Source organism: Stenotrophomonas sp. CASM106, from assembly GCF_049384825.1.
GTDB classification, from domain to species: Bacteria; Pseudomonadota; Gammaproteobacteria; order Xanthomonadales; family Xanthomonadaceae; genus Stenotrophomonas; species Stenotrophomonas muris.
This window is the reverse complement of sequence record NZ_JBMRFS010000004.1, coordinates 181,692-201,310: the sequence shown is the minus strand read 5'-3', so window position 1 is coordinate 201,310 and position 19,619 is coordinate 181,692. Positions and strand designations below refer to the sequence as shown.

The following is a 19,619-nucleotide window of genomic DNA, read 5'->3' as shown; positions in this document are numbered from 1 at the left end:
GGTCGATCAGCCGCCGTAGCTGCCGCTGGTGCTGCGGCGTGCGCTGGTGTTGCCGAAGCCACCACGGCTGGCAGTGACCGCACGGTTCGGCTCGCTGGTGACCGGGGCCAGGCCGGCCTTGCCAGCACCGATGCCGCTGGCGGTGTTCAGGCCACCGCTGCCGCCCGGTGCCGGGCGCGCCCAACCCGCATTCTTGTCTTGGTAAGCCGGTGCCGACGCCGGCGCCTGCGGGGCGAGGCCGCCGCGGTTGCTCAGCATCTGCGACATGAAGAAGCCCATCATCATCGGGCCGATGAACGAGGTACCGGCCGAGGTGTGCTGCTGCACGCACTGTTCCGGCTTGTAGTCCTTCTCGCAGGCTTCCTTGCTGGCGTACTTCGGCGCCGCATCGGCGGCCTGCTTCTGCGCTTCGGCGAACGCATTGCGGCACGACGACGGATCGCCGGTGGCCTCGGTGCAGGCCTCCACCGAGGTATACAGGCCTTCCTGCACCTTCACCTCCGGCTCCTTCTGGCAGGCGGTGAACAGCAGCGGCGCGGCGCTCATCAGCAGCAGCGCGGTGGTGCGGGAACGTTTCATGGCCTCATGCCCTGTCGACGGATCAATGCCCCAATGATGCCAAATCCGGGCCAGCAACCGGAATCGGCAAAGTGCGAAAGATGAACGGACTTTCATTTTCGTCGGCATTGGGGTCAGAGCCCATCGCGCCGCGATGGGATCCGACCCCAGGCGACGCACCGCTCTGGTAGGTGCCAACCTTGGTTGGCACACATCCCGCGGCGCCCGGTCATGCCCGGCGCGCGCAGCCAAGTCTCCGGCAAGAAGCCCCCTTGTTGTTCAAGGGGGGCGCGCCGAAGGCGCGGGGATAAGGGGAAATGCGCGGACCGCCAAGCCGCTGCAAGCGGTGAAGGTGGTTGCAGCAGCAACCGAAAAAATTGGCCATGATCGGCTGACCCCCACGTCGTACGGCCCGCCCGTTCCGCCCGCCATGCCCGAATACCGTTCCCGCACCTCCACCGCCGGTCGCAACATGGCCGGCGCCCGCGCCCTGTGGCGCGCCACCGGCATGAAGGACGGCGACTTCCACAAGCCGATCATCGCCATCGCCAACTCCTTCACCCAGTTCGTGCCCGGCCACGTGCACCTGAAGGATCTCGGCCAGCTGGTCGCGCGCGAGATCGAACAGGTCGGCGGCGTCGCCAAGGAATTCAACACCATCGCCGTGGACGACGGCATCGCGATGGGCCACGACGGCATGCTGTATTCGCTACCCAGCCGCGAGATCATCGCCGACGCCGTGGAGTACATGGTCAACGCGCACTGCGCCGACGCGCTGGTGTGCATCAGCAACTGCGACAAGATCACCCCCGGCATGCTGATGGCCACGCTGCGCCTGAACATCCCGGTGGTGTTCGTCTCCGGCGGGCCGATGGAAGCGGGCAAGACCAGGCTGTCCGAGCACAAGCTGGATCTGGTCGATGCGATGGTGGTGGCCGCCGATGACAGCGCCTCCGACGAGAAAGTCGCCGCGTTCGAGCGCAGCGCCTGCCCCACCTGCGGGTCCTGCTCGGGCATGTTCACCGCCAACTCGATGAACTGCCTGACCGAGGCGCTGGGCCTGTCGCTGCCCGGCAACGGCACCACGCTGGCCACCCACGCCGACCGTGAGGCGCTGTTCCGCCGCGCCGGCCGCCTGATCGTCGAACTCTGCCATCGCTGGTATGGCGGCGAAGACCCCAGCGCGCTGCCGCGCGGCATCGCCACCCAGGCCGCGTTCGCCAATGCGATGACCCTGGACATCGCCATGGGCGGCTCCACCAATACCATCCTGCATCTGCTGGCCGCAGCACAGGAGGCGGAGGTCGACTTCGACCTGACCCACATCGACGCGCTGTCGCGGCGCGTGCCGCAGCTGTGCAAGGTGGCGCCGAACACGCCGAAGTACCACATCGAGGACGTGCACCGCGCCGGCGGCGTGTTCGGCATCCTCGGTGAACTGGACCGTGCCGGCCTGCTCGATACCACGGTGCCGACCGTGCACAGCGCCAGCCTGGCCGACGCGCTGGAACGCTGGGACGTAGTGCGCAGTGACAACGACACCCTGCATGCCTTCTTCAAGGCCGGCCCGGCCGGCATCCCTACCCAGGAGGCCTTCAGCCAGGCCACGCGCTGGCCGACCCTGGACATGGACCGCGCCGAGGGCTGCATCCGCTCGCTGCAGCATGCGTACTCACTGGAAGGCGGCCTCGCCGTGCTGCGTGGCAATCTGGCCGTGGATGGCTGCGTGGTGAAAACCGCCGGCGTGGACGAATCGATCCACGTGTTCGAAGGCCCCGCGCGTGTCTATGAAAGCCAGGACGCCGCCGTCGCCGGCATCCTCGCCGACGAGGTGCAACCGGGTGAGGTAGTGGTGATCCGCTACGAAGGGCCGAAGGGCGGCCCGGGCATGCAGGAGATGCTGTACCCCACCAGCTACCTGAAATCGAAAGGACTGGGCAAGCAGTGCGCGCTGCTGACCGATGGCCGCTTCTCCGGCGGCACCTCGGGCCTGTCGATCGGCCACGTCTCGCCGGAAGCCGCCAGCGGCGGTGTCATCGGTCTGGTGGAGAACGGCGACCGCATCCGCATCGACATCCCGGCCCGCCGCATCGACCTGCTGCTGGATGAGGCCACGCTGGCCCAGCGCCGCGCCGACGCCGATGCACGTGGCTGGAAACCGCGCGCGCCACGCCCGCGCAAGGTTACCAGCGCGTTGAAGGCCTACGCCCTGCTGGCCACCAGCGCCGACAAGGGCGCCGTACGCAACACCGCCCTGCTCGGCGATTGATGCCGATCCGGTAGTGCCGGCCGCTGGCCGCCATCTGGGAAAAGGGGACGGAGGGGATTAAGTCGTGTGTGCCTCAAACGACTTAATCCCCTCCGTCCCCTTTTTGCCGGCCAGCGGCCGGCACTACCGGTCAGCCGATCACGCGCTTGAACGGCGGCAGCGCGTCGATGATGCGCTTGCCGTAGCGGCGGGTCAGCAGCCGCGAATCGAGGATGACCACGCGGCCGGTGTCGGTGGAGGTGCGGATCAGGCGGCCGGCGAACTGGGTCAGCGTGCGCAGCGCATGCGGAATGGCGATCAGGTTGAACGCGTTGAGCCCGCGTCCCTCGAACCACTCGCTGAGGGTGGCGGTCTGCGGGTCGGTCGGCACGGCGAACGGCACCTGGGTGATCACCACCGTGGTGCAGGCCTCGCCGGGCAGGTCGAGGCCCTCGCCGAACGAGTTCAGGCCGAACAGCACCGAGCCCTCGCCTGCCTCGACACGCCTCAGGTGTTCCTCGATCAGCCGGGTCTTGGACATCTCGCCCTGCACCAGCACCTGCTTGCGGCGCGCGGCCGGCATCAGCCCGGCCACCTTCTCCATCTTCCAGCGCGAGGTGAACAGCACCATCGAGCCCTTGGCCCAGTCCAGTTCGGTGTCCAGGTAGCGCGCCACTTCGCGCGGGTGGCCTTCGCGGTCGTCCGGCGTGACCGGGAACTTCGGCACGATCAGTTCGGCCTGGTTGGGCAGGTCGAACGGCGACAACAGCGAGACCATCTCGGCCTCTTCCGGAATGCCGTTGTCGATCGCCAGCGCCTGGAAGTCGCCACCGCCGGTCAGCGTCGCCGAGGTCATCACCACCGAGTCCACTTCATCCCACAGCAGCTTGCGCAGCACGTGCGCGGCCGACACCGGCGAACCGTGCAGCACCAGGTCGCCATCGCGGGTGGCAGTCACCCAGCGCGCCATCGGCGGCGCGCCGTCCTTGTCTTCGCGGCGCCACGCCTGCCACAGGTTGTACTGCTGCTCGATCATCTCCAGCGCCATGCCCAGGTTGCGCTGCAGGCGCTCGCGCGCGGCATCGTCCGGCTTGCCCTTGGCCACCTGCGTGGTGGCCGCATGCGCCCAGTTGTAGAGGCTGCGGGTATCGTCGGCCAGTGCCTCGATCGGCTCGCGCCAGGCTTCGGGCAGGCGCCCGTTGGCTGCGCGCCACATCGGCTCTTCGTCCGCCGGCGCCGGCATCCACACCCGCTCGATGTGATCACGGAACGCGCGCAGCTGCTTGGCCACGTTGCTGGCGACTTCGATCGCTTCGTTCGGCAGCAGGTTGCCCAGCCGATCCTTGTCGACCGCGCGGTACGCACCGGCGATCAGGATCTGCAGGCGGCCGGTGCGCTTGGCCATCTCGTCCAGCGCGAGGCTGGCCGCGCCCTGGTCGATCGCCACATTGCCGATGTGATGGCCTTCGTCCAGCACCAGCAGCATGTCCGAGGGCGGCGCGATCAACGGCTGGCCGTTGTCGCTGTCACCGATCGACAGCGCCGACAGCAGCAGCGCGTGGTTGGTGACCACGATCTGTGCGTCGCGCACCGTATTGCGCGAGCGCAGCACCGCGCACTGCGCCGAATAGGCGCAGCGTCGCCCGGCACAACCCGAGGCCGGCGTGGTGATGCGGCTGCGCAGGCCGGGACTGATGGTCTCCGGCGCATTGTCGATATCGCCATCCCAGCTGCCGCTGGTGAAGGCGTCGGTCAGGCGTTTGGCGATGTCCATCTCGATCGGCGCCAGCGGCCGGTCGAACAGTGGCGCGTCATCCTCGAACATGCCGCCCTGCGAGCCCTCGCCCTGCGCCTCGGCGGCATTGCGCGTGCACAGGTAGCGGGTGCGTCCCTTGGCCAGCGCCACGGTCGCTTCCAGGCCGGTGGCCTTCAGGAAATTCGGGATATCGCGCTCGACCAGCTGCGACTGCAGCGCCACGGTGCCGGTGCTGATCACCAGTTTCTTCTTGGTGGCCAGTGCGATCGGCACGCCTGCGGTGAGGTAGCCCAGGCTCTTGCCGACGCCGGTCGGCGCCTCGACCACGCCGACGCCACCGCTTTTCGACAGCGCGCGCGACACCACGCCGATCATCTGGCTCTGCGAGCGACGGGTGGAGAAGCCGGGGGTATTGGCCTGCAGCGTCGTGTACGCCTTGCGGATCGCGTCCTTCAAGGTGTCATCGAGCGTGCGCGGAGCGGCGACGGTTTCGGTCACGCCGGGAACTACCGTAGCTGGATCAGGCCGGTCATTGTCGCATGGCCGGCCGCATTCACTGTTGCTGGCACCCTGAACGAGCCAGCGACGACGCCCGCCGGCGCGCACGGTCCGAAGCCCGCGCCGCACAGGGGCGAAACACGCCGGGCGTGGCCCGGCGCCAGCGCTCAGGCGACCGGGGCGGGACGGCTACGCAGCAGGCGCACCAGCGCCCACACCAGCAGCACCACGCCGATGGCCTCGACCATCGCCAGCGCGAAGTGCACCACGCCGAAGATGGCGCTCATGCCCGAGATGGCGCTGAAGTTGCCGCTGCTGACCAGCCACATCGGCAGCATGCCCGCCGCCAGGCCACCCAGGCTGGACAGCAGCAACAGCAGCAGGCCGACCAGCGCGCCGGTGCGGGTGGCATCGCGCGGCGCACCGACCACCCAGACCAGGCCGACGCACAGCGCGATCAGCACCGGCAGGCGCACGCCGACCATGCTCAGCACGGTCACCATCAGGGTTGTGCTGTCCATCGGTCAGTCCTCGCCGGCCAGCACGGCCGAGCCCTGGCGCAGCGACTGGTAGACCTCGCCGGTCTGCGGGCGCACGCCGTGCCACTGCAGGAAGCTCTCGGCGGCCTGCTCGACCAGCATGCCCAGGCCGTCGACGGTATTGCGGCACTGCGCCGCACGGGCCCAGGCCAGGAAGGCGATGGCCGCCTCGCCGTAGTTCAGGTCGACGGCAGTGGTCATCGAATTGACCAGCGACAGCGGCAGCTTGAACTCGACGTCGCGGTCGCGGCCAGCCGAGGTGGCATTGACGATCAGTTCGAAGTCGCCGAGGTCGCGCAGGTCTTCCCAGTAGCGGCTGATCGCACGGCCGGGCTCGCCCATCGCGTCGATCAGTTCGTCGGCGCGCTCCGGCGTGCGGTTGACCACCACCAGTTCGGTGATGCCGGCATCGAGCAGCGCCGGGGCGACGCTGCGCGCCGAGCCACCGGCGCCGATCATCAGCACGCGGCGGCCGCGCAGGTCCAGGCCGTGGCGGTCGGTCAGGTCGCGCACCAGGCCGATGCCATCGGTGGTGTCGCCATGCCAGCGGTCGCCCTTGCGCAGCAGCGTGTTGACCGAGCCGGCGCGGCGCGCGCGCGCGGTCAGCGTGGTGCACAGCGAGAACGCGGCTTCCTTGTGCGGCAGGGTGACGTTGGCGCCAACACCGCCCTCGGCGGCGAAGGCCTCCAGTCCGGCCAGGAACGCATCCGGGGCCAGGTCGATCGCGCGGTAGTCGATGGCAATGCCTTCCTGGCGACCGAACGTCGCGTGGATCTGCGGCGACTTCGAGTGGGCAACGGGGTGTCCGAAGACGGCGTAACGGTCGGTCATGGAATCCTCAAGCTGGCTAGACTGATGCTCTTTCGTGCACGGAACCGGATGATGCGCATCACCCCGCCCCTGCTGGTGCTCGCCGCCAGTCTACTCTCTGCCCCCGTGGCGATGGCGTTGAACGAGTACGGCATCGAAGGCATGGGCGTGGTCTCGACCCGCGCCGACGAAGGCCGCGCCACGATCAGCGCCGATGGCCAGCGCATCGTCTTCGCCCGCCGCGGCGAGGCCGGCTGGGGCCTGTGGCAGGCACGCGTGGTGGACGGTCGCTGGCAACAGGCACAGGCGCTGCTGGTAGGCGTGGCCGGTGAAGCCCGCGATCCCTACTTCAGCCGTGACGGCCGCTGGCTGCTGTTCGCGGCCGGCCGCGAGGGCGCGCTGGCGCTGTACCGCGCCGCGTTGGCCGCCGACGGCCGGCTGGGCCCGGCGCAGCCGCTGGCCGGTGACGGCGGGCGCCGGGAAGAGCGCGGGCCGGCCCTGAGCGCGGACGGCAAGCAGCTGTTGTTTGCCCGCCAGCAGGGCCGTGGCGCCGGCTGGGACCTGTTCGTGGCGACGCTGGATGCGCAGGGCCTGCGCGGCCCGGCCAGCGCACTGAGCGCGTTGAACAGCGCCGACGACGAGACCGACGGCGACTGGCTCGGCCAGGACGGCGCCGTGGTGTTCAGCCGCGGCAACGGCAGTACCGCGCAGGTCTGGAGCAGCGGCTGTGCGTGGAGCGGTGTAGCGCTGCAGCCGCTGGGGCTGTCGTTCAACCAGACCGGCGGCTGGACCGGTGCGCCGGTGGTCGACAACGCCAAGCCTGGCGAGATGATGGTCGCCAGCAGCGCAGCAAAGGCGCCGCGTGCCGGTGGCGTGGACGTGTACCGGTTGGCCGTGCCGAAGGTGGCGGCGGCGGCCGGGTGCGTGCGGTAGATCCACGCCATGCGTGGATGGCCGTTTGGTAGATGCCAACCTTGGTTGGCATACGTGAAAGCGCCAACCAAGGTTGGCGACTACCAGTAGATCCACGCCATGCGTGGATGAAACGCCCCGTCAGCGCGACAACACCTTGGCGCGCAACTGCTCGTACTCCATCTCGCTCAGCTGGCCGTTGTCCTTGCGCTGGTTCAACGCGGCCAGCTCGGCCTGCACGGTCTCCGGCAGCGCCTGCTCACGGGCCACGTGGCGGGCAGCGGAGAGCTGTTCCGGCGGGCGCTTGCCGGCCCGCCAGGCGGCGATGAAGACAGCGACGATGATGGCGCCGAACACCAGCGTACCGGTGCCCCAGATCAGCCATTGCATCCATCCCAGTTCGGGTCCCATCGCGCAGTCCTCCGTCTATCGTGGCGCTATTGTCAGCGCTCGCGCAGCCAGCGCGCCACCTGCGGCGCGAAATAGGTCAGCACACCATCGGCGCCGGCCCGCTTGAAGCCCAGCAGCGACTCCAGCACGCAGGCGCGTTCGTCCAGCCAGCCGTTGGCGAAGGCGGCCTTCATCATCGCGTACTCGCCACTCACCTGATAGGCGAAGGTCGGCACACCGAATGTCTCCTTCACCCGGCGCACCAGGTCCAGGTACGGCATGCCCGGCTTGACCATCACCATGTCGGCGCCCTCTTCCAGGTCCAGCGCGATCTCGCGCAGGGCCTCGTCGCCGTTGGCCGGGTCCATCTGGTAGGTCTTCTTGTCGGCCTTGCCGAGGCTGGCCGCGCTACCCACCGCATCACGGAACGGGCCGTAGAACGCCGAGGCGTACTTGGCCGAGTAGGCCATGATGCGCACGTTGATGTGGTTATCGGCATCCAGCGCACGGCGGATCGCGCCGATGCGGCCGTCCATCATGTCCGACGGCGAGACGATGTCCACACCGGCCTCGGCGTGCGACAGCGACTGCTTGACCAGCGCTTCGACAGTGATGTCGTTGAGCACGTAACCCTTGTCGTCGATGATGCCGTCCTGGCCGTGGGTGGTGTACGGGTCCAGCGCCACGTCGGTCATCACTCCCAGTTCCGGGAAGCGCGACTTCAGCGCGCGGATCGCACGCTGCGCCAGGCCGTCCTCGGCCCACGCCGCCGACGCGTCCAGCGACTTCAGCGACGGGTCGATCACCGGGAACAGGTCGATCACTGGAATGCCCAGTTCCAGCGCTTCTTCGGCCACCTTCAGCAGCTCTTCGATCGACAGCCGCTCCACGCCCGGCATCGACGGCACTGCGGTGCGGCCCGCCCGTTCGTGCACGAACACCGGGTAGATCAGGTCGTCGGTGGTCAGCGTGTTCTCGCGCATCAGGCGGCGCGAGAACTCGTCGTGGCGCATGCGGCGCGGGCGGTAAAGCGGGTGGGACATGGCAGGCTCCGAGGAGTGGCTATTGCAACAGGTAGCCCTGCGGCAGCAGGGGTTCGGGCAACGGGCGTTCGCCGAGCGCGTCGAGCTGGTCGATCTCGATCGTGCGCACCAGCGCGTCCAGCGGCAGGTCGTTCGGCTCCAGGCCGAACGGGTCTTCCATTTCTTCGCCCAGCTGGTCCAGGCCGAAGAAGGCGTAGGCCAGCACCGCCGACAGTACCGGCGTGCCCCAGCCCAGCGAGCTGGCCAGGCCGAACGGCAGCAGCACGCAGAACATCCATGCGCAGCGATGCAGCAGCAGGGTGTAGGCGAACGGCAGCGGCGTGGTGAGGATGCGCTCGCAGCCCGCCTGGATCGACGACATCGCGTGCAGGCGCTCTTCCAGCTGGGTGTAGAGGATCGGGTCGAGTTCGCCGGCGCGCAGGGCGTGGGCCAGCTCGGTAGCGATCATCGACAGCAATGCGTCGGGCACGTTCTCGCGCTGGCCCAGCTGCTCGCGCTGCGGCTTGTCCAGCCACGGCAACGCCGCCAGGGCCACGATGCGCCCGCGCAGGCGCGCGGCCAGCGCATGGGCAAAAGCCGTAGTGAGGTAGGCGATGCGGCGGCGGCGGCCGGCGTCATCGGCCAGCAGCAGATTCACCTGGCGGGCCAGCGAACGCGATTCGTAGACCAGCTGGCCCCACAGCTTGCGGCCTTCCCACCAGCGGTCGTAGCAGGCGCTGTTGCGGAAACTGAGGAAGATCGACAGGACCAGGCCGAGCAGGGTGAACGGCGTGACGGAAACGCGCTCGATGCCGGTCGGCGGCGCCAGCTCCACCACCGCGGCCACCGCGATGGACAGGATCAGGATGGCCAGCACCTTCGGCGCGATCGCTTTTACGATCGAGCCGCGCAGGATGTACAGCAGTTGCCAGCCGTGGGGACGGGGTCGGATGATCATGGGGCAGCCGCGCCGGGCGCGGATTCACAGGCACGCGGGGGGCTCGCGCAGCCGTTCATTGTACGCCCCTGCCCGACCCGCGGCCGTGTACCTGCGACGCCCTGTCGCACCCGGCGATGCGGCTCAGATCACGCCGCCACCCAGGCCCAGGCGCAGGATGCCGACCACCACCACGATGCCGTTCAGCACCAGCCCAGCCCAGGCCCGGCCGCGCTTGGTCGGGTGGGTGAACAGGATGCCCAGCGCGGCGATCACCGCGCCCACGGCGGCGAACGGGATCAGGAACCAGTTGCCCCAGCCCAGCAGCGGAATCAGCGCCAGGATCATCCACAACAGCGCCAGTACGCCCCACAACAGACTGATCACGCCCATTCCACTCTCCCGCAGTTGGTTCCTGTCTGTGCACCATAGTCGTTCCCGCCGTCGCCGCCTACTGCCGTTGGCGGGGCTGTCACCGGCACCGTGCTAGCGTGCCGCCGTGCCTGCTCTGGGCCGGGTGTTGGCGCCGATTCAGAGTGGCCCGCCGATGATCGCAACCAGTCCTACAGGGGTCGTGCCATGAACATCCGTTGGGCCGCGTTGGCGGCCATCCTGCTGGTCGCCGCCGGCTGTGCCAGCACCTCCAAGGTCATGCTGGGGCGCTCCCGCGCGCCGATCGATCCGGCACTGGTGCAGATCTATTCGACGCCGCCGGCCGGCTCCCAGGAAATCGCCCAGCTGGAATCGGCGTCTGCCGTGGGCTTCGGCACGCAGGGCCAGACCGATGCAGCGGTGGCGCGCCTGAAGCGCGAGGCCGCAGCGCTGGGCGCCAATGGCGTGGTGCTGATGGGCGTGGGCAGCAGCGGCTCACCGGTGGGCATGTCGGTGGGTGCCGGCACGTTCGGCTCGCATGTCGGCGGTGGCGTCGGCATCGGTATTCCGACCACGCAGAAGCGCGCCGCCGGCGTGGCGATCTGGGTGCCGAACCCGGAACCCCCGGCACGACTGCCGACGCAGGTGATCACCCCGCAGCGGTGACGCGGCAGCGTCACCGCAGGTAGTGCCGGCCGCTGGCCGGCAACCTCAGGAATCCTCTCGACGCCAGGGGAATGCCGGCCGCTGGCCGGCAACCTCAGGAATCCTCCCGACGCCAGGGGAGTGCCGGCCGCTGGCCGGCAACCTCAGAAATCCTCCCGACGTCAGGGGAATGCCGGCCGCTGGCCGGCAACCTCAGAAATCCTCTTGATGCCAGGGGAATGCCGGCCAGCGGCCGGCACTACCGGGGGGTGTTCAGCGCTTGTACTTCGGCACGAACACCTTGTTCACCGCGTCGGCCAGCTGGTCCGGCGGCAGCAGGCCCTGGTCGAGCAGGAAGTTGTTGAACGCCAGGCGGTCGAACTTCGCACCCAGTGCCAGCTCAGTCTGCATGCGCAGTTCCAGGATACGGGTGTAGCCGTAGAAGTAGCTACCGGCCTGGCCCGGCATGCGCACCATGTAGCGGTCCAGTTCCTGGGTGGCCATCGCCTTGGACAGGCCGACCTGCTCCATCAGCACGCGCTCGCCGTTGGCGCGGTCGGTCAGGCCGAGGTTGAGCATCGGGTCGAGCATCGCGCGTGCGGCGCGCAGCAGGCGGAACTGCAGGGCGATCATCTGCCCGTCCAGCGGCTCGTACGGCACCATCTCGGCCTCGGCATACAGCGCCCAGCCTTCCACGTTCACCGAATTGAACGCGAACATGGTGCGTGCCAGCGACACGCCGCGCTCGACCATCGCGGTGAACTGCAGCTCGTGGCCGGGGCGGCCTTCATGCGCACTCAGCGTCCACGCCGCCGCACCGAAGTTGAAGTCGTCGTACTGTGCGCCCGGGCCCGCGGCCGGGTTGCCCAGCGGCAGCACGAAGGTGCCCTGCTGCCCGGTGTTGTTGACCAGCGGCGCCGGCAGGAAATGCGGGGCCGGGCTGGCCGCGCTCTCGGCGGCCGAACCCAGGCGCATCTGCATGGCGCGCTTGGGCACGTCGACGATGGCGTGCTCGCGGATCAGCGGATCGATCGCATCGATCACCTTGCGGTAGTGGCCTTCCAGATGGTCGTCGGCGATCTTGTCGGCCTTCAGCGCGCGGATCACCGCCACCGGGTCGCTCGGGTCGGCCACCTTCAGGCCCTTCTCCTTCACCACCAGCGGCGCCAGCTGCTGCATCGCCGAGCGGGTTTCCATGAACTCCAGCTGCGCACGCTGCATCAGCAGCTTCGGGTCGATGTCGATGCCGACCTGCTTGAGCTGGTAGGCGTACAGCGGCGCCGGCAGCCGTGCGTCGGTGCGCGCCTTCGGCAGCACGGTCGAGCGCGTCCAGCTGGCGTAGTCCTTCATCTGCCCGGCCAGGGCCTTCATCGCTTCATCGGCGCCGGCGATCTGGTACTTCTTCAGCAGCGACTCGATGCCGCTGATGTAGGTCTCGACGTTGTCCAGCGACTGCTGCACTTCGATCTTCGTCGGCTGCAGCAGGCTGCTGTCCTTCAAGCGCTCTTCGTAGCGCTGGCGGGCCAGCGTGGTGAACGCGGTGCCGCCCGGCTGCAGGCCGGCGTAAGCCTTGAGGCGGTCGATCGCCTTGGCCCGGCGCTCGGCCGGCACCTGGTCGGACAGCAGCAGGTTGAGGCCGCTGAACACCGTCTGCGGCGCGTCACTCCACGGCAACAGGTACTTCTCGTTGAGCTCACTGCCTTCGATGTTCTGGTTGGCGGCGTGGATCATGATCTCCAGGTCCTGGCGGACGTTGGGATCCTGCTCGGTGGCCAGCTTCGCCTTCAGTTCGTCGCGGGCCTTGGCCATCGCGGCGCGGTAGCGCTTGCCGTTGTCCGCGCCGAGGTCGGCCACCTTGTCGTCGTAGCCGGGCACGCCGAAGAAGCCGGTTTCTTCCGGCTGGAACGGGCCCTGCGCATCGAGCAGGATCTGCGCCAGTGCGTTGCTGCGGGCGACCCAGGCCGGGCTGGCCGGTGTGGCGGCCTTGGCGGCGGGTGCCGCCAGCGCCGGCGGTGCGGACAGCAGCGGGGCGGCGGTCAGGGCCAGGGCAACGGCCAACGCGATCGGCTTCATGGTGCACTCCAGGACAGGGTTGCCCGCACCCTACGCGCTCAGCGCGGTGGCGACAATCGGCCGGAGGTCACAACGCTGCGGTCAGCGGGCATTCGCCGCGTTCGCGGCAGGCCTGCAGTTCGCATTCCTGCGCGGCCTCATCGTCATCCAGCGCAGTCAGGTCGAAGGTCTGCTTGTTCTCGCCCAGCACGTACATCACCGGGTAGTCCCACACGTCGTCACTGCGGGTGCCCTTCACGAACAACCGGCCGTGTGCGCGGGGGCCTTCCAGGGCCACGGTCAGGCCGACATCGCGCTGGCCGTTGAGTGCGGTCTGCATGCTGCCCAGCGGCATCGATTCGGTACGCAACGGCTCGCCGAAGGCTTCCACCAGTTCGATGCTGCAGCCGGCGCGACGCATCGCCTCGCGCATCGGTGGGCTCTCGCGTGCCGCCTCACTCCAGCGCAGCACGCTCCAGGCCACCGTGCCACCGGCCCCGGCCAGCACCAGCAGCACGGCCACGGGCATCGCCCAGCGCCAGTGGCGGGACCACCAGCCGGCGGGCTTCGGGCCGTGGGTGGGAATCGGCGGCGGCAGTGTCATCGGCGGGCTCCTTCCCGTCTGTGTTTCAAGGCTTCAGGCAGCGCCCCAGGAAGGCTTCGGCCACACGGTAGCGATGCAGGGCATCGGCGCCGGACAGGCCATGCTTGGCACCCGGGTAGGTCATCAGCTCGAACGGCTGGCCGCGCTTCTGCAGCGCGCTCATCAAGCTGGTCGAATTGGTGAACAGCACGTTGTCGTCCGCCATGCCGTGGATCAGCAGCAACGGCGAGCGCAGCCCATCGATGTGGGTCAGCACGCGCGCTTCACGGTAACCGGCGTCGTTGCGCGCCGGCAGGTCCATGTAGCGCTCGGTGTAATGGCTGTCGTACAGGCCCCAGTCGGTGACCGGGGCACCGGCCACGCCGCAGGCGTACTGGTTCGACGCCTTGGCCAGCAGCATCAGGGTCATGTAACCGCCGTTGGACCAGCCCTGCACGCCGATGCGCGCCGGGTCCACCCACGGCTGCTGCTTGAGCCAGGCCACGCCGCGCAGCTGGTCGGTCACTTCCACCGTGCCCTGCTTCCCGTACAGCGCACCACCGAAGTCGCGGCCGCGGCGCGGGGTGCCGCGGTTGTCCAGCGAGAACACGACGTAGCCCTGCTGGGCCAGGTACTGGTTGAACAGATGGTCGCCACGGCCGGGCCAGCTGTCGGTGACAGTCTGGCTGGCCGGGCCGCCATAGACATACACCGCCACCGGGTAGCGCCTGGACGGATCGAAGCCGGCCGGCTTGATCAGGCTGTAGTGCAGCGGCGTCTTGCCGTCGGCGGCGGTGAGCGTGCCGAACTCGACCGGGCGCTGCGCGTCGCGGTAGCGCGCATACGGGTGCTTGGGATCGGCCAGGTTGTTTTCCACCAGTGTGGCGATCTTCTCGCCGTTGGCGCGGAACAGCTCGATCTGCGGCGGCGTGGTGCTGTTGGACCAGCTGTCCACATAGACGCTGGCATTGCGGGCGAACGTGGCGCTGTGCATGCCCGGCGCCTTCGACAGGCGCTGCGGCTCACCGCCCTGCAGCGATACCGCGTAGATCTGGCTTTCGCGCGGGCTTTCGATGCCGGCGCGGAAGTAGGCCTTGCCGGCCGTCTCATCCACCGCCAGCAACTCGTCCACCGGCCAGTTGCCGTGGGTCAGCGCGGTGGCCTTGCCCTTGCTGTCGATGCGGTACAGGTGCTGGAAGCCGGTGCGCTCGGACGACCACAGTACGCTGCCGTCTTCAAGGAAGCGCAGGCTGTTGTGCAGCGGCACCCAGGTCGGGCTGGTTTCGTGGGCGAGTACGCGCTGGCGGTTGGAGTCGAGTGCCACTTCCACCAGGTCCAGCTGCTTCTGGTCGCGCGACTGGCGCTGGAAGCTCAGGTGCTGCGCATCGCGCCAATCGACGCGGGCCAGGTAGATGTCCTGTTCCTTGCCCAGGTCGATCCAGCGCGGCTGCGCCTCGGCGGCCGGTGCGATCACGCCCAGCTGCACGCGCACGTTGGCGTCACCGGCGGCCGGGTAACGCTGTTCGATCACATCGGTGCGGTCGGCGTAGACCTCGTAGCGCTTCTGCACCGGCACCGGTGCCTCGTCGATACGGGCAAAGGCAATCGCCGAATCATCCGGTGCCCACCAGTAACCGGTGTGGCGGTCCATCTCTTCATCGGCGACGAACTCGGCCACGCCGTTGCCGATGGTGGTGCTGCCGTCGCGGGTCAGCTGCAGCTGCTTTCCACTGGCCAGGTCGATCACCCACAGGTTGCGGCCGCGGATGAAACTGACGAAACCGCCCTTGGGCGACAGCTTGGCGTCGGTGGCGAAGCCTTCACCGTGGGTCAGCTGGCGCACGGCCGCCGCCCCCTGCTGCTTCAGGTCGTACAGGTAGAGTTCGCCGCCCAACGGGAACAGCAGGCGCTGTGCGTCCGGCGACCACTGGTAATCGACGATGCCGGTCATCGCGGCGATGCGCTGGCGCTCGCGGCGCGCCTTTTCCTCATCGCTGAGGGTCTCGGTGCCGGGCAGCACCACCTTGGAATCAACCAGCAACCGGGTCTGGCCACTGCCGATGTCGTAGGTCCACAGGTCCAGCTGGTTGCGATCGCTGTCCTTGCCGCGCAGGAAACTGACCTGCGAACCGTCCGGCGCCACCTTGGGCTTCATCAGGGTCGGGCCGGACAGCGGCAGCGGGCCGGTGATGGCCTCCAGGGTCAGCTTCTCGGCGTGGGCGGCGGTACTGGTGGCGAGCATGAGGGCAAGCGAAGCGAACAGGTGGCGCATGGAGGATCCCGGCAAACGGCAGGTCCGCCCTGCGGCGGGCGCGGGGCGGTCGTTCCCCCATCCTAACCAAGCCCGTGCAGGAAGGCAGCATGACCTTCTGCCCATGCTGCGGTGCTGGGGTCAGGGCCCTTTGCGTTGCAAAGGGATCCGACCCCGCGGCGGGTCAGCGCTGGCCGAACAGGTGCTTGCGCTCTTCGTCGCTGAGCGGCTTGCCGGCGTTCGGGTTCACCTGCTGGCGCAGCGCATAGGCGCGCTGGGTGGCCGGGCGCGCGGCGATGGCCTCGTGCCAGCGCTTGAGGTTCGGGAACGCGGCGAAGTCCACCGGCAGCTTGTCGTAGGCGCCGATCCACGGGTAGCTGGCCATGTCGGCGATGGTGTACTCGTCGCCGGCCAGGAAGGCGTGCTGGGCCAGGCGCTTGTCCATCACCCCGTGCAGGCGGCGCACCTCGTTGTCGTAGCGCTCGATCGCGTAGGGAATCTTTTCTGGTGCGTACACGTTGAAGTGGCCCATCTGGCCACTCATCGGGCCCAGGCCGGCCATCTGCCAGAACAGCCATTCCAGGGTGGCCACGCGGCCGCGCGGGTCGCTGGGCAGGAAGCGGCCGGTCTTCTCGGCCAGGTACAGCAGGATCGCACCGGACTCGAACACGCTCTGCGGGGCACCGCCATCGGCCGGGGCGTGGTCGACGATGGCCGGCATCTTGTTGTTGGGCGAGATGGCCAGGAACTCTGGCTTGAACTGGTCACCCGAGCCGATGTTGACCGGGTGGATGCGGTACTCCAGGCCGGCTTCCTCCAACAGCAGGGTCACTTTGTGGCCGTTCGGGGTGGGCCAGTAATACAGGTCGATCATGGCGTCGGCTCGGGGTGCGGAAAGGAACCTGAAGTCTAGTGCGTGAGTTGGGTTGGCACCGTCATGGCGGGCCGGTAACCTCGCCTCTCCCCCGAAACGCAGCATCCCCCGCATGAGTGCAAACCGCCCGCCGCTCTCCCCGTTGTCCACGCTGATCTTCGCCTCGCGCTGGCTGCAGCTGCCGCTGTACCTGGGCCTGATCGTGGCGCAGTGCGTCTACGTGTTCCTGTTCGGCAAGGAACTGTGGCACCTGATCTCGCATTCCGCCTCGATGGGCGAGCAGCAGATCATGCTGATCGTGCTGGGCCTGATCGACGTGGTGATGATCTCCAACCTGCTGGTCATGGTGATCGTCGGCGGCTACGAGACCTTCGTCTCGCGCCTGCGCCTGGAAGGCCACCCGGACCAGCCGGAATGGCTGAGCCACGTCAATGCCAGCGTGCTGAAGGTGAAGCTGGCGATGGCGATCATCGGCATCTCCTCGATCCACCTGCTGAAGACCTTCATCGCCAGCGGTGCGCTGGGCGGTATCCCGCTGTGCACGCCGGAGCAGATGAGCGTGGCCGCCGCCAACATCGGTGTCGCCCGCTGCTCGATGCTGACCCAGGAAGGCGTGCTGTGGCAGACCATCATCCACTGCGTGTTCATCCTGTCGGCGATCGGCATCGCCTGGACCGACAAGCTGATGTCCAACGGCCACAGCAAGTCGCACGACAAGGCACACGACCACTGAGGTCGCCGCCGGCCACGACATGATCGCCGCGGCCCCACCCGGCCACCACCCCTTGTGCGGGGCGGTGGCCGGGATGCTAGATTGCATCCTCGCCGTTGCCGGCGGTGGCGTCGGGAAACGCCACCCTGCCGCGCCTGGACCACGGGTCCCGGCCATGCATATCAATGATTTACGTCACGTCGTCTTCTAAAGGGGAGCAGGATGTCGCACGTCTCAACGATCACCGCCGCGCGCCGGTGGCTGCCGGTTGCCTTGGCACTGGCGCTGGCCGCCTGCTCGGGCAAGGAAGAATCCGCAGCACCGGCTCCGGCCGCCGCCCCCACCGCCGCTGCACCGGCCGCACCGGTGGTCGCCGCCAAGGTGCAGTCGATGGGCACCGAGCAGCTGCGTGAGTCGGCCAGCCAGGCCCTGCGCGAGAACCGCATGTACGCGCCGGCCGGCGACAACGCCATCGAGTACTACCTCGCCCTGCGCGACAAGACCCCGGACGACGCCTCGGTGAAGAGCGCGCTGACCGACCTGCTGCCGTACACCCTGATCGCCGCCGAGCAGCACCTGGGGCGCGAGGACTACACCGAAGCGCAGCGGCTGGTGGCGCTGATCGAGAAGGTGGATGCATCCGCGCCGGCCCTGCCGCGCCTGAAGGACGGCCTGGCCAAGGGCGTGCAGAACGCGGCCAAGCGCACCGAGGCCGAAGCCGAGAAGGCCAAGAAGGACGCCGAGGACCGCAGCAAGCAGCAGACCGAACAGCAGCGCCTGGCCGAGCAGCGTGCCAAGGAAGCCGACGCGGCCAAGCAGATCGCTGCGCAGCAGGATGCCGCCCGCCGCGACAACGAGCGCCAGGAAGCCGAGCGCCAGGCCGCCGCGCGCCGCGAAGCCGAGCTGAAGCAGCAGCAGGCCGCCGCCCAGCAGGCCAGTGCCGCACGCCAGGCCGCGGCTCCAGCGGCCGCTGCGGCGCCGAACCTGCGCCCGGTCAGCACCCCGGCGCCGCGCTATCCGTCCGAGGCACTGCGTGCAGGCACCTCCGGCGAAGTGCTGGTGGAAATCACCGTCGGCACCGACGGCTCAGTGACCAACGCCCGCGTATTGCGCGCAACACCGTCGCGCGTCTTCGATCGCGAAGCCATGAACGCGGTCAAGCGCTGGCGCTTCGAGCCGGTCAGCGCACCGGTCACCACCCGCCGTACCCTGGTATTCGCCCCGGGCGGCACCTGACCGCAAAAAGGGGACGGAGGGGATTAAGTCGTTTCCGCCCCCGCAATGAGGACACGGCCCGGCATGTCCGGGCCGTGTTCGTTTCAGGAGAGGCTGTCGATCAGGCGTTGCAGTGCCGGATCGCGCGCGGCCAGCACCTGGAACAGGCCCAGCGCATGCAGGCCCGGCAGCAGCCCACGCAGATCTGCTTCGGCGGTGACGCGGGTGGCGTCATCGCTGGCGGGGTCCTGCCAGTCACGGACGCTGGCGAGGAAGGCGCCGACGCTGCCCTTGCGCACGGTGAGGCCGTTTACCTGCACCTCGTTCTGATGGTCGGGAAGAATGTCCTGCGGCTGCATGGTGATGCTCCTGTGGGATCGGGAGCCCAGTGTGACGCCCAGTCATCGGCAGTTCTGCCGTATAACTGCCATTGGATATGGCAGATCAGACATCACCTGTGCTGATTGACCCCGCTTTGGCGAACGCTGAAGGCGGTCCTCTCGTCATGGCCTCCCAGCTGCGGGTGCCGGGACGGCGCCGCACCGCGCGCCACCAGCACGTGCGCGGCCAGTTGCTGGGTGCCCACCACGGCCTGCTGCGGATCGAGGCCGGCGACCTGCACTGGCTGCTGCCGGCGGGGCATGTTGCCTGGATACCGCCCTTGCTGCCCCACGCCCTGATAGGGGCAGACGCATTCGATGGCTGGAGCCTGTACGTCCGCGCCGATACCGGCCTGGATCTGCCCCCGCTGCCCCGTATTTTCCAACCCGATGCGCTGTTGCAGGCGGCGGTGACGCGCGCACTGCGCTGGCCCCATCAGGCACTGGACGCTGCGCAGGCACGCCTGGCCGGCGTCATCGCCGATGAGATCCGTGCCAGCACTCCCTTGCCATTTGCCCTGCCACAGCCGCGGGATCGCCGGTTGCGGCGGATCGCGGCGGCGCTGGCGCGTTCGCCGGACGACCTGCGCAGCGTCGAAGCGTGGGCAGCCGCCAGCGGACTGTCCAGCCGCAGCCTCGCCCGCCGTTGGCAGGCCGAAACAGGCATGACCTTGAGCCAGTGGCGGCAGCGCCTGCGCGTGCTGCTGTCACTGCCACGCCTGCTGGCAGGCGAACGGGTGATCAGCGTCGCCCTGTCGATGGGCTACGACACGCCCAGTTCCTTCATCAACGTGTTCAAGCGCGAGATGGGGGTAACGCCTGCGCGGTACAGCGAAGGCTGACGTATTTGACACTCCCGCCGCAA

General features: G+C 68.6%; 19 protein-coding genes. 6 read left to right on the top strand and 13 right to left on the bottom strand.

What is annotated here, in order from left to right; all coding sequences use genetic code 11:
• Positions 1-6 precede the first annotated feature (6 nt).
• Complete coding sequence (locus VG556_RS11440) at positions 7-579, bottom strand: DUF1190 domain-containing protein (RefSeq protein ID WP_100450767.1); 573 nt, start codon at positions 577-579, stop codon at positions 7-9.
• A 409-nt stretch (positions 580-988) separates the two neighbouring features.
• On the opposite strand from VG556_RS11440, the gene ilvD reads away from it, so the two are divergent.
• Positions 989-2,827, top strand: a complete 1,839-nt coding sequence (ilvD, locus tag VG556_RS11435; protein WP_100450768.1) for a dihydroxy-acid dehydratase — start codon at positions 989-991, stop codon at positions 2,825-2,827.
• 130 nt (positions 2,828-2,957) lie between these two features.
• Here the strand turns inward: ilvD and dinG are convergent, their stop codons facing one another.
• From dinG to aroE, 3 genes are all read right to left on the bottom strand, one after another.
• A complete protein-coding gene (dinG, locus tag VG556_RS11430) occupies positions 2,958-5,060 on the bottom strand; it encodes an ATP-dependent DNA helicase DinG (protein ID WP_100450769.1) in 2,103 nt (700 codons plus the stop codon).
• 167 nt (positions 5,061-5,227) lie between these two features.
• On the bottom strand, positions 5,228-5,581 hold the full coding sequence (locus VG556_RS11425; protein WP_014648789.1) for a hypothetical protein: 354 nt from the start codon (positions 5,579-5,581) through the stop codon (positions 5,228-5,230).
• A 3-nt stretch (positions 5,582-5,584) separates the two neighbouring features.
• Positions 5,585-6,430, bottom strand: a complete 846-nt coding sequence (gene aroE, locus VG556_RS11420) for a shikimate dehydrogenase (RefSeq protein WP_046433083.1) — start codon at positions 6,428-6,430, stop codon at positions 5,585-5,587.
• A gap of 48 nt (positions 6,431-6,478) precedes the next feature.
• Here aroE and VG556_RS11415 point away from each other — a divergent pair, with 48 nt between their 5' ends.
• Positions 6,479-7,342, top strand: coding sequence for a TolB family protein (locus tag VG556_RS11415; protein WP_100450770.1), 864 nt, complete (start codon positions 6,479-6,481; stop codon positions 7,340-7,342).
• A gap of 120 nt (positions 7,343-7,462) precedes the next feature.
• Here the strand turns inward: VG556_RS11415 and VG556_RS11410 are convergent, their stop codons facing one another.
• The 4 genes from VG556_RS11410 to VG556_RS11395 form a co-directional block, all read right to left on the bottom strand.
• Positions 7,463-7,732 (bottom strand): hypothetical protein, encoded by a 270-nt coding sequence (locus VG556_RS11410; protein ID WP_032959066.1) that lies wholly within the window; start codon positions 7,730-7,732, stop codon positions 7,463-7,465.
• A gap of 32 nt (positions 7,733-7,764) precedes the next feature.
• Positions 7,765-8,754 carry a porphobilinogen synthase gene (gene hemB, locus VG556_RS11405; RefSeq protein WP_014648793.1) on the bottom strand — a complete coding sequence of 330 codons (990 nt, stop codon included), beginning with the start codon at positions 8,752-8,754 and terminating at the stop codon, positions 7,765-7,767.
• Positions 8,755-8,773: 19 nt separating this feature from the next.
• Positions 8,774-9,691: a bestrophin family protein gene (locus VG556_RS11400; protein WP_100450771.1), complete on the bottom strand. Its 918-nt coding sequence runs from the start codon at positions 9,689-9,691 to the stop codon at positions 8,774-8,776.
• Positions 9,692-9,814: 123 nt separating this feature from the next.
• Positions 9,815-10,063, bottom strand: a complete 249-nt coding sequence (locus VG556_RS11395; protein ID WP_005420185.1) for a hypothetical protein — start codon at positions 10,061-10,063, stop codon at positions 9,815-9,817.
• 186 nt (positions 10,064-10,249) lie between these two features.
• Here VG556_RS11395 and VG556_RS11390 point away from each other — a divergent pair, with 186 nt between their 5' ends.
• A complete protein-coding gene (locus VG556_RS11390) occupies positions 10,250-10,708 on the top strand; it encodes a hypothetical protein (protein ID WP_100450772.1) in 459 nt (152 codons plus the stop codon).
• Between the two features lie 252 nt (positions 10,709-10,960).
• Here the strand turns inward: VG556_RS11390 and VG556_RS11385 are convergent, their stop codons facing one another.
• The 4 genes from VG556_RS11385 to VG556_RS11370 all read right to left on the bottom strand — a co-directional run bounded on the left by VG556_RS11385 (position 10,961) and on the right by VG556_RS11370 (position 16,447).
• Positions 10,961-12,760 (bottom strand): DUF885 domain-containing protein, encoded by a 1,800-nt coding sequence (locus tag VG556_RS11385; protein ID WP_046433089.1) that lies wholly within the window; start codon positions 12,758-12,760, stop codon positions 10,961-10,963.
• A gap of 67 nt (positions 12,761-12,827) precedes the next feature.
• The gene (locus VG556_RS11380) at positions 12,828-13,343 is read right to left on the bottom strand and encodes a cytochrome c oxidase assembly factor Coa1 family protein (protein WP_014648795.1); all 516 of its coding nucleotides are present in this window, start codon (positions 13,341-13,343) and stop codon (positions 12,828-12,830) included.
• Between the two features lie 25 nt (positions 13,344-13,368).
• A complete protein-coding gene (locus tag VG556_RS11375; protein ID WP_100450773.1) occupies positions 13,369-15,594 on the bottom strand; it encodes a S9 family peptidase in 2,226 nt (741 codons plus the stop codon).
• Between the two features lie 163 nt (positions 15,595-15,757).
• Entirely contained in the window at positions 15,758-16,447 is a 690-nt protein-coding gene (locus VG556_RS11370; protein WP_046433096.1) for a glutathione binding-like protein, read from the bottom strand.
• A 112-nt stretch (positions 16,448-16,559) separates the two neighbouring features.
• Here VG556_RS11370 and VG556_RS11365 point away from each other — a divergent pair, with 112 nt between their 5' ends.
• Together VG556_RS11365 and VG556_RS11360 are read left to right on the top strand one after the other, a co-directional pair.
• Positions 16,560-17,180 (top strand): TIGR00645 family protein, encoded by a 621-nt coding sequence (locus VG556_RS11365; protein WP_041863948.1) that lies wholly within the window; start codon positions 16,560-16,562, stop codon positions 17,178-17,180.
• A gap of 201 nt (positions 17,181-17,381) precedes the next feature.
• On the top strand, positions 17,382-18,395 hold the full coding sequence (locus VG556_RS11360; RefSeq protein WP_014648799.1) for an energy transducer TonB: 1,014 nt from the start codon (positions 17,382-17,384) through the stop codon (positions 18,393-18,395).
• An 83-nt stretch (positions 18,396-18,478) separates the two neighbouring features.
• Here VG556_RS11360 and VG556_RS11355 read toward each other — a convergent pair whose 3' ends face one another.
• Positions 18,479-18,733 carry a hypothetical protein gene (locus VG556_RS11355; RefSeq protein ID WP_032959056.1) on the bottom strand — a complete coding sequence of 85 codons (255 nt, stop codon included), beginning with the start codon at positions 18,731-18,733 and terminating at the stop codon, positions 18,479-18,481.
• Positions 18,734-18,810: 77 nt separating this feature from the next.
• Between VG556_RS11355 and VG556_RS11350 the strand changes: the two genes are divergently transcribed.
• Positions 18,811-19,596: an AraC family transcriptional regulator gene (locus tag VG556_RS11350; RefSeq protein ID WP_049404909.1), complete on the top strand. Its 786-nt coding sequence runs from the start codon at positions 18,811-18,813 to the stop codon at positions 19,594-19,596.
• Positions 19,597-19,619: the final 23 nt, after the last annotated feature.